Annotated in this window: 2 protein-coding genes; both read left to right on the forward strand. The window is 42.0% G+C overall.

Going from position 1 to position 17,631, the window contains the following annotated elements:
- Position 1: 1 nt before the first annotated feature.
- Positions 2 to 17,128 (forward strand): ESPR-type extended signal peptide-containing protein, encoded by a 17,127-nt coding sequence (locus AC1PJ9_RS11245; protein WP_311087313.1) that lies wholly within the window; start codon positions 2 to 4, stop codon positions 17,126 to 17,128.
- Positions 17,128 to 17,562, forward strand: coding sequence for a hypothetical protein (locus tag AC1PJ9_RS11250; RefSeq protein WP_086223485.1), 435 nt, complete (start codon positions 17,128 to 17,130; stop codon positions 17,560 to 17,562). The genes AC1PJ9_RS11245 and AC1PJ9_RS11250 overlap by 1 nt, the downstream gene beginning before the upstream one ends.
- Positions 17,563 to 17,631 lie beyond the last annotated feature (69 nt).

Consider the following 17,631-nt stretch of genomic DNA (forward strand, 5'->3'; position numbering starts at 1 on the left):
AGTGAATAAGAATCGTTATCGTATTATTTTTAGTCATGCTCGTGGGATGTTTATTGCTGTTGCCGAGATTGTAAAAAGCAAAACCAAGCAAGCAGGGCAAAGTCAGGGGACATCTGGAACAGATTCGACTACAGTCTCGGTTCTACCTATTCATTATAAGAAGTTAAATCCACTCAACTTTGCTGTGATTGGTTGTTTGGGAGCATTGGTGATTAGCTTGCCAATGAGCAGTGTGGCTGAAACCCAGATTATTGCAGATAAAGGCGCGCCAACATCGCAGCAGCCGACAATTTTAACGAGTGCAAATGGGACGACTCAGGTCAATATTCAGACACCAAGCGCTGGTGGTGTTTCACGTAATACCTATACACAGTTTGATGTTGGGCAAGAAGGCGCTATTTTAAATAACTCACGAAATAACACCCAAACTCAATTAGGAGGCTGGGTGCAAGGTAACCCATGGCTTGCAAAAGGCGAAGCCAAAGTTATTTTGAATGAAGTGAATAGTAATAATCCAAGTCAACTCAAAGGCTATATTGAAGTTGCCGGAAAACAAGCACAAGTTGTTATTGCGAATCCATCTGGTTTGATATGTGATGGCTGTGGTGTGATTAATGCAGATCGCTTTACTTTAACTACGGGTCAATCGGTGATGAATCAAGGTTATCTTGAATCATTCCGTGTCCGCGAGGGGCAGGTCACGATTGAAGGTAAAGGTTTAAATGGAAGTTTAACCCCTTATACAGATATTTATGCGCGTGCTTTAAAAGTCAATGCTGGTCTATATGCAAATGAGCTTAATACGGTACTTGGACAAAATGATATTCAAGTCAAAGATCAAGTAGCTCCTCAAATCACGGCAACAACAGGACCTACAACCACGCCTCCGCCAAGCTTTGCTTTAGATGTAGGCCAACTCGGTGGGATGTATGCTGGAAAAATCTTTTTAGTGGGAACAGAGCAAGGGCTAGGTGTACGTAACGCAGGTACGATAAATAGTACTCAAGGTACTCTGACACTAAATGCAAATGGTGATTTAGTCAATAATGGTAACTTGATCGCGAATAAAGATCAGGTACAGCTAAAAGCTCAAAATATTCAAAATACGGGTAATGTAAGTAGCGCAACTTCACAAATTTCTATTGAAAGTCAAAATCTAGAGAACTCTGGTTTAATCAGTAGTGCTGATGAGTTACATCTTAATCAACAAAATAGTTTAAGTAATAGTGGCACATTGAATGCTGCTCGCGTTGCTATTGATGCGAGTAGTTTAAAAAATAGCGGTTCTATTGAACAAACAGGTTTGCAAGGACTTGATTTAAAGTCGGGTTCAATGACCAACCTAGGTGGTAAAATTGGAGTTGCCAAGAGTAATACGAGTGGTGGTACAGCTGGAAATAGCTCCGGTAATACAGGTAGTACGGTAATAGTTCCAACGGTTCCTGTTGATCCAGCACAGGATGGAGGACGTCTCGGTGTTGTTCCTCCAATAGATACCACCCCAAAAACTTATGATACTGGCTTCATTCATGTTTCGGGTGTATTGGGTAATGATCAGGGAACGATCATTGCCAATGGCGGTGTCGATTTAGAGAGTCAAAATGGTTTGGATAACCAAGGTGGGCAACTGAATTTAGGTAATGCCACCATTAAAGGCAGCAACTTCAATAATGATCTAGGCCAGTTGAATGTTAAACAGGCCGATATTCAAACGTTAGGTTTTACCAACCAGCAAGGTCAGTTGGCATCGAGTAGCACACTAAAAATTCAAAGTCAGAATGCCAATAACCAAAGTGGTAAGATCCAGTCAATTGGGCAGCTCGATTTAGCTATAGGTGGTGAGTTAAATAATAGTAAGGGCTACGTTGCTAGTGGTGACAATGTTCAGGTAAGTGCAGGCGATTTAAACAACCAGTTTGGTGTGGTTTATTCAGAAAACCAATCTGTAAATATCAAAGCTAATCAAGCGATTGATAATACAGAGGGGTTTATACAGGCAAAAACTGATTTAAATTTAAATAGCCAAACGCTGAATAATACATCTGGGCAAATCATTGGCAATCAAATTCAACAGCAACACGGCACTGTCAATAATAGCCAAGGAGCTATTATTGCCAAGCAAAATTTAAACAGTACTGCTCAGCAATTTGACAATGATCAAGGGCAATTACAGGCGACAACTGTTCAATTGCAACATGATCAGCTTAAAAACAACGGTGGTATTTATGCGGATAAGGATTTAACGGTTACAGGAAAATATATTCAAAATTCTGGTTCTTTGGCGGCTGGGGAAAATATAAAAATCACAAGCTCAGCATTAGAACATGCACAGAATGGTTTAATTGCCGCGGGCCTAGATCGTGAAGGTAAATTAGCTGATACGGGTATGCTTACGATCAATGTGGATCGGGCTGGTTTACATGGCCAAACATTCGCAGGCCAGCATATCCAGATTAATGCGACAGGGACGATTGATGCAGCACAGGGACAATTACAATCGAAAACGATTGCATTGAACGCTGGTACAGATATTTCAACTCAGGCAGCGACAGTTGTTGCTCAAGATCAACTCAAACTGACCAGCCAGAATCTGATCAATAATCAGCAAGGACAGTTAAATAGTCAGGATATTATTCTTTCTGCTCAACAACTAGATAATAGCCAAGGAAAAATTCAGCATACTGGAAATAACGAATTTACTCTGAACTTTGTAAATGGTCTAAATAATAAATCAGGTAAAATTAGTAGTAATGCAGCTTTAATGCGGTTAAATACTTCTATTCTAAACAATGAAGCAGGCCAAATTATTCACTCTGGAAATCAGCAATTGAATATCAATAGTAATCAATTGCAGGGAGCCCAAGGTAAGATTCTGAGTAATGGACAATTAGTATTAGCTACAGAGCAAGCTATACTAGATGGTGCTATTACATCAGCAGATCAAATTAATATTACCGCGTATAACTTGAGTCACCAAAAAGGGCAAATGATCCAACGTGGAACATTAAAACCGCTTACATTAGCCATTAGAGACCAAATCAATAACCAGTTAGGATTTATTCAAAGTCCAACAGCACTTTATATTACTGCGGGTAGCCTAAATAATCAGGGTGGCCAGTTAAGTTCTGCAGCGGATCATGATCTGCAGCTTGATGTAGCGGGTTTACTCGATAACAGCCAATCAGGTCAAATTTATGCAGGTCTGAACAATAACATTCATGCTGGTTCTATCAATAACAGTATGGCTGGGAAAATCTCTGCACAGAATGCTTTGACTTTAACAAGCTTAGGGCTCATCAATAACCACTCTGGAAAAATCATTGCAAATGCCGATGTTGGCGTTTCTTCTCAAGAACTTAATAATGACGCAGGTGAAATTGGTTCAGTAGAAGGCAAATTAATACTAAATGCTGGTACAGGTGTATTGAGCAACCAGTCAGGTTCTTTACAGTCAGGTAAAGATATCAAGGTTCAGGCAGGCCAGTTAAAGACCCAGTCCGGCTTGATCAATGCCCAGGGTTCGATAGAGGTGACGGCAGGTCAGGACATTGATAACAGTTCAGGCCAGATCATTGCGAACAAGGCAGTCTTACTCAGCAGTCAGGGTTTAAATAATAATCACGGTGTTATCGCGAGTATTCAAGATGAATTAAATATCAATGCGGGTCGTTTGGCTTTGACTAACCAGGCAGGTTTATTGCAATCCGGTCGTAATATGAACCTGATTACAAGTGGGATTGATAATAGCTCGGGTACGATTGATTCGGCAGGCCGATTACAGATGAGTGGACCAATCCAGACCGGCCAATCCACCCTACCTTCAACCACCCCTTGGCTGATGAATACTGCTGGTACCATTAAAATGGGCACAGACTTTCATTTAGATGCGAGCCAATTTGATAACCGTGGTGGTACATTACAAACCCGTGGTGGATATGACTTAAGCTTAAATATTACAGGTCAGTTAGATAACAGTCAGGGTGGTCAGCTACAGAGTGGTCATGATTTAATGATTGCTAGTGGTTCCATGAACAATGAGCATGGGCATTTGTCTGCACAAGGTCTGGCAACTGTAAAAGCTGACCATGGTCTTGATAATACTGCGGGAAGTATTATTGCAAATGCTGATGTCAATGTGAGTAATCAAGGACTCAACCGTACCAGTATCATCAATGATCAGGGAACGATCGGGAGTGTTCAGGGGCAACTTACGGTAGATGCTGGACAAGGTTTGCTGAGTAACCAGCATGGTACTTTACAGGCAGCAACCCGCTTAGACCTCAATGCTGCTGACATTGATAATACATTGGGTTCTATTCAGGCACAGGATGATATACAGATCATCAGCGCGACAGCCCTGAATAACCAGAGTGGTCACATTGTTACTACCGCTGGAAACATTACTGCAACAGCGAACAGTTTAGATAATCAAGCAGGTCTCATTCTGAGTAATCCGCAACATGACATTACGCTTACTGTTTCGGACCTTTTTGATAATCGTCAGCAAGGGCAGATTAATTCTGGTCACCGTATTGGGATATCTGCTGGACAACTCAATAACAATAGTGGACAAATCACTGCACAAAGTACGGCAAATTTAAATATTACTCAGGATATCAACAATAACAACGGCAGTATTGTTGCTTATGATGATGTCACCACCACGAGTGTGGGCGTGAATAACGATGCAGGTAAAATTTCAAGTGCAAAAGGTCTATTGAGTATCGATGCTGGCGCAGGTGTCTTAAGCTCTCAAGCAGGAACATTACAAGCTGGCACCAATTTGACTGCAGCAGCAGCGAGTATCAATAACACTGCTCAGGGTTTGATAAGTGCATTGAATGCTGTGACCTTAAACAGCACAGGTCTGATTAATAATGATACGGGAAGTATCATTGCCAACAATGATGTTAATTTGTCGAGCCAAGGTCTGAGTAATCATGCTGGTGAAATTGGTAGTATCACTGGTGTAATCAATGCCAATGCAGGCAATGCTGCCATGAGTAATCAGTCTGGTCGTATACAAGCGGGAACTGCCATTGCTTTAACCGCAGTAGGGATTGATAACACTGCTGGTAATATCAGCTCACAAGGCACTGCAACTGTAGATAGTCGTCAGATCATCACGAACCAAAGTGGTCGCCTGATTGCTAACAACAATTTAAATGTGACCAGCGAAGGTTTAAATAACAACCTGGGTCAAATCGGCAGTGCCAACGGCTTATTGAATCTCAACACGGGCAATGGAGCTTTATCGAGTCGAAGCGGTAAATTACAAGCTGCAACTACAGCTACAGTCATTGCCCATGATATCGATAACACATCGGGCCTTATTGATGCACAGGGTAATGTGCTATTAACTAGTCAAACTGGGTTGGTCAACCAAGGTGGTCAAATTGAGTCGGCAACAGGTACGATCAATGCATCTGCTGCGACGCTGAATAATCAGGACGGCTTGATCCAGACGAATCCTGACAACGACATTCATCTAACCATCATTGGGATGCTGGACAACGGCCAAAAGGGGCAGATCCTCAGTGGTGCCAATGCACTGTTGCAATTGGGTCAACTGAATAACAGTACGGGGCAAATCAGTGCGCAAGGGACTGCAACAGTAAAAACCGCTCAGGATATCAATAATACTGCAGGCAACATTGTCGCTAATGGGGATGTCAACCTGACGAGTCAGGGCCTGAATAATAATCAGGGGATGATTGGTAGTGCTCAGGGTTTACTTGCGATTGAGGCTGGTCGTGGCATCTTAAGTAGCCAAGGTGGACATTTACAATCTGCTAAGACGCTAAACTTGTCTGCAAACAGTATTGATAATACTGCTGGCTCAATTGAGGCTGTTGGGGATATTTCATTATCGAGCCAAAAGGCATTGATTAATCAGACCGGTCAAATTGCAAGCACAGCAGGCAATATAAACGTCATAGCGAGTGATTTAAATAATCAGACAGGTCGCATTCAAAGCAACTCCGGTTTTGACGTGGGGTTATCTGTTTCTGATTTACTGGATAACAGCCAGACGGGTATGATCGGTAGTGGAAACACACTGACCATCAATAGCGGTGTAATCAATAACCAGTCTGGCAGTATCACCGCACAAAATAGTGCAAGCATTCATGCCGCTCAAAGCATTGATAATACAGCAGGGGCTATTGCAGCGAATCATGACATCACGATGAGTAGTCAGGGACTCAGCAATGATGCTGTAGATCGTTCTGGGAAAATGGTTGCAGGACAAATCAGTAGTGTTCAGGGTTTACTTGACATTGATGCAGGACAAGGGAGCCTATCCAATCAGGGCGGACAATTACTGGCAGGTACTGATCTGACGCTACATAGTGGTTCATTGAATAATGAACAGGGCCGTATGTCAGCACAGAATAAGTTGACCATTACCAGTATTGGGCTGATCAATAACCGTACTGGCCATATGATTGCCAACCGCGATGTTCATTTACAAAGTCAAGGATTAAACAATAGCCAGAGTGGACAGATTGCCAGTCTGCAAGGGCAAGTGTGGTTAGATGCGGGTACAGGACTGCTCAATAACAGTCAAAGTGGGCTTATTCAAGCGACCATGGATAGTACACTTCATGCCGCTGGTATAGATAACTCAGCTGATGGGCAGATAAAAACCCAAGGTGCTTTGAATATTCAAAGTAGCCAATTGGTAAATAATCGCGCCGGACAAATCACTGCGAATCATGATGTTCAGGTGAGCAGCCAAGGGCTAGATAATGCACAGCAAGGTTTGGTTGGGAGTGTAAGTGGTGCATTGAATATTGATGCTGACCAAGGTTTGTTAAATAACCAGCAAGGTGGTCAGCTTTTGGCGGCAACAACAGCTGATTTAAAAGCTGCGGATATTGATAACTCGAATGCTGGTATCATCAATGCACACAACGATATTCAGATTCAAAGCCTGGGTGAAATAAACAACCAGAATAAGGGACAAATTGTATCTGGTGCAGGTGATATCAGTGTTATAGCCAACCAGTTCGGTAACCAGGGGGGGGTGATACAAACCTATCCAGACCATGATATCCATTTGAATGTAAAGGGGATCTTGGATAACAGTGCATTCAATGGAACGGCAGGGCAAATAAATAGTGGACACTCGCTCAGTATCAGCAGTAGCTTAATCAATAATCAGTTTGGCAGTATGGCTTCGCAAGATACATTGAGCGTGACCACTGCACAACGTATTGATAACACTGCGGGTCATATTGCTGCTGGAAACACCGTTAATATTCATAGCAATGGTTTAATCAATGATGCTGCTGTGGATGCAGAAGGTCATCTTGTGGCTGGACAGATCGGCAGTGTTCATGATGCATTAAGCATTGATGCCGGACAAGATAGCTTGAGCAATCGGGGTGGTAAACTTTTGGCTGCCACCACTGTCCAGTTAAATGCACTGAATATCGACAATTCGAATGCTGGTAAAATCAATGCTCAAAATGACATTACGATACAAACTCAAGGTACGCTCGGTAATCAGAATCATGGGCAAATCGTATCAGCAACAGGCAATATTAATGCTACAGCTAATGGTTTGAATAACCAACAGGGATTGATTGAAACCTATCTAAACCATGATATTGATCTGACCCTGAAGGATACTCTGGATAACAGCCAGTCAGGTACGATCAGTAGTGGCAATCGCCTCAATATATCTAGTGATTCAGTGGACAATCACTTTGGTACTCTTCTTGCCCAAGAGATGGCAAGCATACAAACCAAACAAGGCATCAATAATACTGCAGGCAAAATTACTGCCAATCAGGATATTGGCATAAACAGCACTGGTTTGATCAATGACTCAGGTCTCATCGGTAGTGCCAGTGGACAGCTACAGGTCGATGCTGGATTGGGCAGTTTGACTAACCATGCTGGTCAGCTATTATCGGCTGGCAACATGGATTTGCATGCAGCAGGAATTGATAACTCGGGACAAGGTGAAATCAACACACAGGCTCAGTTAAATATCAACAGTGATCAAGTGCTAAGCAACAGCGACGCAGGTCAGATTATTGCCAAACAGGACCTGAGTATTCACTCAGACGGGCTGGATAATTACAATGCTGGGCGAATTGGTAGCCAACAAGGCATGCTGAACCTCAATATAGGGACAGGCCTGCTCAACAATAGCCAGCAAGGTCTATTACAAGCCGCAACTGATCTGAATATTGAGTCGGGGAGTATTGATAATAGTCATACCCTCAGTGCTGCTCAGTCTAACGGGATCAAAGCTGGTGGAAAACTGCAACTCATTAGTCAGCAGAGCTTAAACAACCAGCAGGGCGCAATTGTTGCAGGGAAAACCCTGTCCATACATAGCACTGAAGTGAACAATGATCAGGGGTTAATGAATAGTCTGGATGACTTAGGCATTGTCACAAGTGGAGCACTAACGAATCAGCATGGACAGCTTCAGTCAGCTACAAACTTAAGTATAGAGAGTGACTCACTTAATAATGACCATGGTGATCTCAGTGCACAAAATACCTTGGCTGTTTCGATCAACCAAGAGATTAATAATGTTGGTGGACATATTGCAGCATTCAATGATGTGAACCTTCACAGCAATGGACTTAATAACAATGCAGTGAGCAATGCTGCTGGCAGTATGGATGTCTCTCAAATTGGTAGTGTTTATGGCAATCTCAATATTGATGCAGGTCGTGGTGCTCTAACTAATCAGGGCAGCTCTCTGCAAGCAGGTCGCAGTATTCAGCTCAGTGCCGATGGTATTGATAGCTCAAATGGTGGGTATATTCATGCTGCTCAAAACATTGAGCTAAATAGTCAACACCGTCTGAATAACGATTACGGACAAATTGTTGCGGACAGCGGTAGTATTTATAGCCAATCGTCTGACCTCAGCAACTTAGGTGGTATTATTCTGACCCAAGGCTTAAATAATAGCGTATCACCAGACATTGTACTCAAACAAAGCGGGATATTGGATAATCGCCAGAATGGACAAATCAGCAGTTCAAATCAGCTCAATATCAGCAGTGGCTCAATTCAGAATGACCATGGTGATATTCATAGTAAAAATACTGCCACCTTAAATACAGTTCAAAAGATTGATAATACAGCAGGGAAGATCGCTGCAATTAACAATGTCACGGTCAATAGTAATGGTTTGATTAATGATACTGGTCACATTGGGAGTGTAAATGGTGACTTAAATGTCGATGCCGGATCAGGTGTATTGTCTAATCAGCGTGGTGATTTGCAATCAGGCCAGAATGCAAGCATTGCAGCGACAGGTATTGATAATCAAACAGGCCATATATTTGCCAATCAGGCGCTATCAATAGACAGCCGTGGTCAGGCATTACAAAACCAGCAAGGTCAAATCAGTGGAACGGGTATTCAGCTTTCTTCTGGTGCATTAGATAATGGACAGAGTGGCTTAATTCAATCGGGTGCTCTGTTGAGCATTAATACGCATGGCCAAGCCTTGAACAACCAAAATAGCGGTGACACCGGTGGGATACTCAGTCGTGGTGATTTAACCCTGAATCAAATCAGTCAGCTGGATAATACGTCAGGTTATATCGCAAGTGGCAATGACCTAAATAGCAATGTAGATCAGGTCCTGAACAGTCATGGACAACTGATTGCTGCACATGATTTAAATCTACAAAGCAATGGTGCCTCTGGCAGTATGTTGTTAAATGATCAGTCCGGACAAGTCAATGCTGGACATGATATCAGCGTACATCTTGACACTATCAACAATCAAGGCGGTCATCTGGTTGCAGCGAATCAACTGAATTTGACCAGCAATGTACTCGATAACCAGAATACCAATAACAATTTAGGTACACAGGGTATAGATGCAACGACGGTTAATCTCAATGTAAACAGCTTAAATAACCAGTCTGGTGCAATTCGTGCCAATGATCGTGCAGTGTTTAATATTGTTCAGCAATTGAATAACAATCAGGGCAGTATCAGTGGGCAGAACCTGTTGAGTGTAGTCGGCAGTACTACAAGTGGTGGTTTGGTCGTCACCAACAGTCAAGGTTTACTAAGTGCAGGAAAGCAGCTTGACTTAAGCAGTCAATCTTTAAGTAGTGATGGTCGAATCTTAAGTTTGGGAGATGCGACGCTCAACTTGGGAAGTAGTTATACACAAACGGCAGATAACAGTAGTCAACTACAAGCCAATGGTCATTTAATGCTGAATACGACTGGGGATATTAACAATGATGGCGTGATTCAGGCGGGCCAGACATTAAGCTTGAATGCAGCCAATATCAACAACGGTTTAAATAACAGCACGGCACGACTGGAAAGTTATGACACACAATTAAGTGCACAACAACAGATTAATAATCAGGGACTGATCAATGGTGAATTGACCACTTTACGTGCCAATACGGTAAATAATACGGGAACAGGACGAATTTATGGCACGAGTTTAGCGATAGGTGCTAATACCTTAAATAATGCGCCGAATAGCAGTGGCGTTGCTCCGGTGATTGCCTCTCGGGGTGATATGTTGTTAGGGGTACAAACCCTCAACAACATGGAAAACCCGACAGACCAAAATAAGGGCATGCAGGGTACAAATAACGGTGCACAGATCATTTCACTGGGTGATATGCACATTGGCGGAGCATTGGATAGCAACCGACAAGTGACGGGGCAAGCCAGCACGTTGAACAACCGTAGTGCAACCATCAATGTGGACGGTAATTTGCGACTGGATGTCGATCAGGTGAATAACCAAAATCTGTATGTGAATACCGAGATTCGCAGCAGTGCACCAGAACAGATCGACTATTGGGATATGAAGGCCAATAATCCGGGTTGGATGTGGTTGAACGGTCGATATAATCCAGGTGCGGACAGCCTAATTACCGATGTCATGTATGCACAGATGGCAGCACAATTGAGCCATTTAAGTGGTACGACCACAGCAGTGAGTAGTAATCTTGAATCAACTTCAAGTTCATTACCGCAGTTTAGTAGTCGAAATGGTAATGGCTCGCTAGAAGACTATCTTGCACAATCTGAAGGGAAATTTTTTATTGTCAGTAATTATGCTGATAGTTCAAGAGGCCAGATGACCAAAGGTTATTTGGTATTGAATGGAAAACTCTATACTACAGATACCTACGACCATACCTACGGTACACAAACCGTAACGGCACCTTATGTAACCAATTCAGCAGCTGGTGTGATCAGTGTTGGAGGGAACTTAAGCTTTAGCGGTGCGATCAATAATGACAAGAGTCAGATTTTAGTCGGGGGAACGCTGCTGGGTGACCAAGGTCAAAGCATTGCGAACTTAGGAATGAGTGTTGATCAGGTGACCCGTATTTCAGGACAAGTTGATCACTATGTTGGTTATTATGGTGGAAGTGGACATGACCATATTGGTATACAGGATAGTACCACCAATATTCCGACCAAGACCACGCCTCTTGAGCTGTTCTCATCTGCGCCTATTACGGGACATCAGCAAGTTATTCGTCTTAATCCGAGCATTGATGCACGTAATACGGATAAAATTGGGACAGGTATTGCAACGGCAACAGGTACAGACGGTCGAAGTAAAGATCAGCAAAGCTTAAATAATAGCACTACAGTCCATGGGACGACGGCACAAGGTGGTGAGGCGACTCAAGTTGAAGCGATTAAAAATAGTAGTCAACAGGGCTTAAATATACATGCTGCAGAGGGTGTCGGGAATCGTACAGGGGCAATTGATCAGGCTACTGTGGGTGCTGGAAATACAACGATCGATACAACCCGTAACAGCAATACCGCGCTCAATGTTGATACCGCCACTACAGTGGCAAAACAACAGGTTAGTATTGGGCAAACTGGTCAGGTGAGTGGTTCAACCGCAGTGAGTGGTGTTCAAGTGACTGACTCCGGCATTACGATTGTGTCTTTGGCTGGGCCAGAACATGGCAGTGCAGGTCCTCTGGACGCGTTGAAGGTTCAAACGGGAAATATCGGTGGTTCAGGGCTAGATGGTGAGGTCAAGAACAGTACGACTGTAAATCAAGCAAGTATGCTGACCGGTGAGCAAGCGCAGCAAGCACAAGCGAATGCGACGAATAGCAGTGTAGCGACAGGTACTAAAGCGGTCACAGCACCAAGTTATGAAATTCGGACCATCAATACAGATGGACAAAAAATATCAAATAGTGCCTTGTATCGAATTAATCCAGATAGCCGTTCAGGTTATATCATTGAAACGGATCCGGACTTTAGCCAGTACCGTCAGTGGTTATCGTCGGACTATATGTTAAATGCATTAGGACTTGACCCGGCTTTTCAACAAAAACGTCTGGGGGATGGTTACTATGAACAACGTCAGGTACAAGACCAGATTGCCAAGTTGACCGGCTCACGATATTTGGTGGGTTATCATAGCGATGAAGAACAATATAGAGCCCTGCTTGATGCAGGTGTTACCTTTGCCCAGCAATATAGTTTACGTCCAGGAGTAGCATTAACGGCTGCGCAAATGGCCGAGTTGACCAGTGATATCGTTTGGTTGGTTGAAAAAGAAGTCACTTTAACCAATGGCACGACGACCAGAGCCTTGGTTCCACAAGTCTATGTGCGGGCAAAAGCAGGAGATTTACTTGGAGATGGCAGCTTAATTGCAGCCAATGATATCCAGTTAAAGCTCAAAGGCAATGTGTTGAATGAAGCCACCATTGCAGGGCGACATGCATTACAAATCAGTGCTGAGCAAATCGATAACATCGGTGGTCGCATTCAGGGCAATCAGGTGGCTTTAACCACGCAAAAAGACTTGAATAATATTGGGGGGACACTCAAAGCCGGCAGTGCCATGGCGTTAAATGTCGGGGGCAACTTTAACCATGTCAGCACCAGTAGCACCTCGATTAGTGGAAATCCTGTGTTTGGGCAGGGTGGAATGAATGGAATCAGTGGCAATTATACAAGTCAGACCAGTATTGACCGAATTGCAGGACTTTATGTTGGGGATAGTACAGGCCCGATTGACCCAAATAATGTCAGTTTAGTGATGAATGTTGGCGGGAAAAGCACCCTAACTGCAGCACAAATAGAAAACCGTAATGGCGCCAGTCTCATTCAAATTCAGGGAAATGTTGAACTAGGCACCATTAAAGTCGGACAACAACATGATAATGGTGTGGCCGGTTCGGGCCGTTACAGCAGTGGCTCAAGTCAGGAGATTGGCAGTAGTATCACAAGTGTCGGCAATACTGTGATTACTGGAAATAACATTCATGGTACAGCGGTCAAGCTGGGCAGCCAGCAAGGTGATGTTGCACTTCTGGCAGAGCACAACCTGACTCTGGACGATGGGCGTAGTCTCAATGAAGAACACTACACGACTGGTAATAAAAAGAATGGCAGCAGCCATGATGCCAATACCAGCTCTTCACAAGCGAGTCAGATCAATGCAGGACAGAACCTGATCTTGCATAGTGCGCATGGAGATATTAACACCACAAACCTTCAAGGACAGGCGGAGAATATCATCCAGATCCATGCCGATGAAGGTAATGTTCATTTGACTTCAGCTATTAATGAACAAAGTGGGCAAGACAGTAGCCATAAAACCAGCTGGATTAAAAGTAGTAGTAGTCAAAGCGGTTATGTTCACCAACAAGTGGCACAAAGCCAACTGAAAGCTGGCAACAATATTGATATCAATGCCAAGAATGATATCTCCCTGCAAGCGATTGATGCCGAGGCAGGAAAAAGCATTTATGTAGGCAATACCTTGATGCAAAGACAAGCAGATGGAACATTAAAAGCTGCTGATGGATCAGTGATGCCTAAAAATGTGCTTTTATCTACATTAGAGACTCATAATCAACAGTGGGAGGAGCAACGAAAAGGATATCGTGGTATAGCTAAAGAACTAGTCAAAGGACTAGCGATTGGTTTACCAGGATTACAGGCAGCAGCCCCTGGTTTGGACTTGCAAAAAAAACTGACTGTGGGTGAATCAAATAGTCATAGAACTGAGGAGACTCATCAAGCAGGCACAAGTTTAAGTGCAGAAAATATTGCAGTTGGTTCATCGGGTCAAACGACTTTAACTAGTGCAGATTTGACTGCGAAGAATGTGGCATTATCAGGTCAAAAAGTAACGTTAAATGCTGCTGAAGAACAAAGTATTGAAAGTAGTAGTCATACTATTGAAACCATTGAAGGTTTAGGTGTAAAGCTAAATAAAGATAGTATACGTTTAGGTGGTTTTGTTTCCGAAAAAGATAAAAATACTTTAACTACGACTGAAACTACTCATAAAGCAGGGACTATTAATACTGATAACCTGAGTATTAAAGGGACAGAAGGAGTAGATGTTTTAGGACAGAATATTAAGGCAACAGGCGATACCACGATAGACCATGGTCGAGGAGAACTTAATATTGGTGGTTATGAAAATAAAACCACTACAGAAGAAAAAACAAAAAATGAAAAAATAAGTACAGAAGTCGGCGTAAGGAATGCCTATTTAGATGCTGCTCTTGCAGTGGTTGCAATTAAAGATGCTGCATCGGCATTGAAAGATGCAAAGAATGCATATAGCCAAGCTCAGCGAGATTATGCAGCAGGTAAACTCACCAAAGAAGCATTAGATGATAGTAAAGCTAATGTTGCGATGGCTACAGCAAATTTAGCGAGCGCACAAATTGCAGTAGCTGCATCTGTTGCAGCGGCAGCAGCAAATTCAGGAACATATGGTTTTACTATTGGTGCAAATGGAGAGCATATAGAAACAACAGCAACAACGACTACGACTCAGGGACAGTGGCAAGGTAGTCATTTAGACCTGAATAATCTGACACTTAAATCAGAAGATCAAAATGCCAATATTCAGGGCAGTCGCTTAAGTGCTACGGGTACAACGACTTTCAACGGTACCAAAGATCTGAATATAACGGCGGGTATAGAGCATGGTTCAAAAGAGAGTAGTAGTAAAACCACTAGTCAGAGTGTGAGTTACACCTATGGCGGTGGCGGTGGTGCTTCAATTGGTAAACAAACGAGTAAATCACAGAGTGAAAGCCTCACCCATGTGAATAGTGAAGTTAACTTGAACCGTACAGAAGGTCAGCTTAATACGTTAAATATTCAAGGTGGAGAGGTCTCAATTGCTGACCGAGGTAACTTGCAGGTCAATCAAATACATGTAGAAAGCTTACAAGATACGGCGAAAAGTAGTAACAGTAGTAAAGGTGGCAGTATTGGTGCTGGTTTTGGTTCAAGTGGTATCAGTAATGTTAGTGCCAGTTATAACCAAAGCAAAGGTAGTAGTGACAGTGCGTGGGTCAATAACACAAGTAAGCTACTTATCGGTGATAAAGACCACGATGCAAACCTTGATGGAATGGGAGTTAAGCAGGTTACGAATATTGGTGGTGTGATTGCAAATGCGACTAAGAATGCAGATGGCACACTGACTGACCATAAAGACCTGAATTATAGCGGTGCGTTAGAGCTCAAAGACCTTCAAGACCATAACTATAACAGTAGCCGTGGATTTAATGTTTCGACCACAATTGGTAAGACTACTCAAGAAAAAGATGGTGAGAAAGGGAAATATCCGAATGGCAGTACCACACTTGGCTTACAAAGCAATGGACAGGAAACGGAGCAGTTAACTAAAGCGACGATGGGGCTTGGTACGGTTAAAAACACAACTGAACTGACCAATCGTGATGTTAATAGCACCCAAGAGATTACCCGCGATCAAACTACAGGAATGTTAAATGGTAGTGTAACAGTCGATCATCGATTACTGAGTGAAAGTGGAAGAGCGGAGATTGTTCAGCAGCAGAAGGATTTGCCTGAGAATGCAAAAAAATCAGCTGAAAATATACGTAATGGTATTAATGAATTAGCTTTAAAACTACCGGATTCACAGATTCAAAATAAAATTCTTACATCAGTGAATCAATTAGTTGGTGATGATTTAATTGCAAATGCATATAAAGAATTTATTAAGAATGGTGGAACAAAAGAAGAATTCTTTGTAGTTGCAAAAAGTAAAGTCGCTGAAGATTCAATTATAAATCTAGCTCAAGCTAATCGACAGATTGAAGATTTAGTGAGTAAAGGATATTCAATTGAAGAGATATTAAATACAAGTGTGAGCAAAGCTGGAGATGTTTCGGTTATTTCTATTGCAGGAGAGTATCAAACCAAATTAACCCCTGATACCACTATAGGAATGCAGCTTTTAACAGCATCATATGATCTTGCGAAGCAGTATGGTGATTTCCAGAAACACATATATGAAGAGTATGGCGTAGATGTTGATCCTGAAACATTATCTATGGTCATAGGAACAATTTTAACAGGCCCAGCCAAAACATTAGCGAATGTTTTAGCTTCCGATGCATATCAAAAATATGCGGCGAAATATGTAGAGGCAGGAAACGATCAACTTGCGAACTATTTCACAGCGAGTGCTTATGGAACTAGTCCTGAAAAGATATCGGTTTATTCTGATCCAAATTTAAAAGAACAAATTAGTAAGGAATCTCAAGAGACGATTGAATGGTCACAAGATGTCACGAAAAGCAAAGAAGGAGCGAAATTCTTAACGAATATCATTGAGTCAATGGCCATAGGTAGTATTGGTAAGGGTGTTGCTAAAACAACTAAGATCGATGGTAAGGATGTTGAGGTTAGTACGGCTGGGATTGGTAGCAATAGTAAAAAGGATCCTGTTAAAGAATTAGAGGTTGGGTCATATCAAGAGTTAAAATCTAGAGCACAAGTTGGAGATGGTTTAGAACATGATCATATTCCTTCATTTGCTGCATTGAAAAAAGCGAAAGAGAATGAGTTAGGGCGTAAATTAACGGATAATGAAGCAAAAGCATTATATAATGATGCAACGACTATAGAAATTTCGAGAGAAACTCACAAAGCTGGAAGAACATACGGTGGTAAGAATACGTCTGAGCAAATAGTTAAGGATGCAAGTAATTTATGCGAGGCTCAACGTTGTGATATTGATGTATTGCGGCAAAACCTTTTAGAGAGAGGACATAGTCAGAAAGCTGTTGATGAGGCAATCATCAAGTTAAAAGAGCGAAATAAAGATAAGGGGATTTATTAGTGGAAAAGTTATTAAGTGGAGAAATTCTTATATTCATGGATAGTCTTGGTTTAGTTCAAGGCGACGATGAAATGTTAAATTCAATAATGTTAATTGGGACTAGTTTTGAATATGATGAGTCTAGTTTTGAAGATAGCTCTTATTACCGTTTCTTTAAGGGCGGTGTTGAGTATTTATTTGAAGAAAAGAAACTATCGGCAATATTTTTCTTTATTAACCCAAATGATGAATACAATTCGTATTTAAGAAAAGAATATTTAATTGATGGATTAAGTCCAAGTGCAAAAAAAGTAGATGTTACAAAAGTTTTTGGACTTCCAGACTTTTCTGGAACTAATTGGATTAAATATAAAATTGATAATCATAAATATATTCATTTTGAGTTTGATCAAGAAGTGAAATTAAAGCAAATAACATTAGGTCTTTTTGACTGAAAATAGTTTAACTATTGATTGAATCATTTATTAAGCATGTCTTGTAGGCATGCTTTTTTATTTCAACTT

The sequence above is a fragment of the Acinetobacter sp. 70_2 genome (assembly GCF_056736115.1).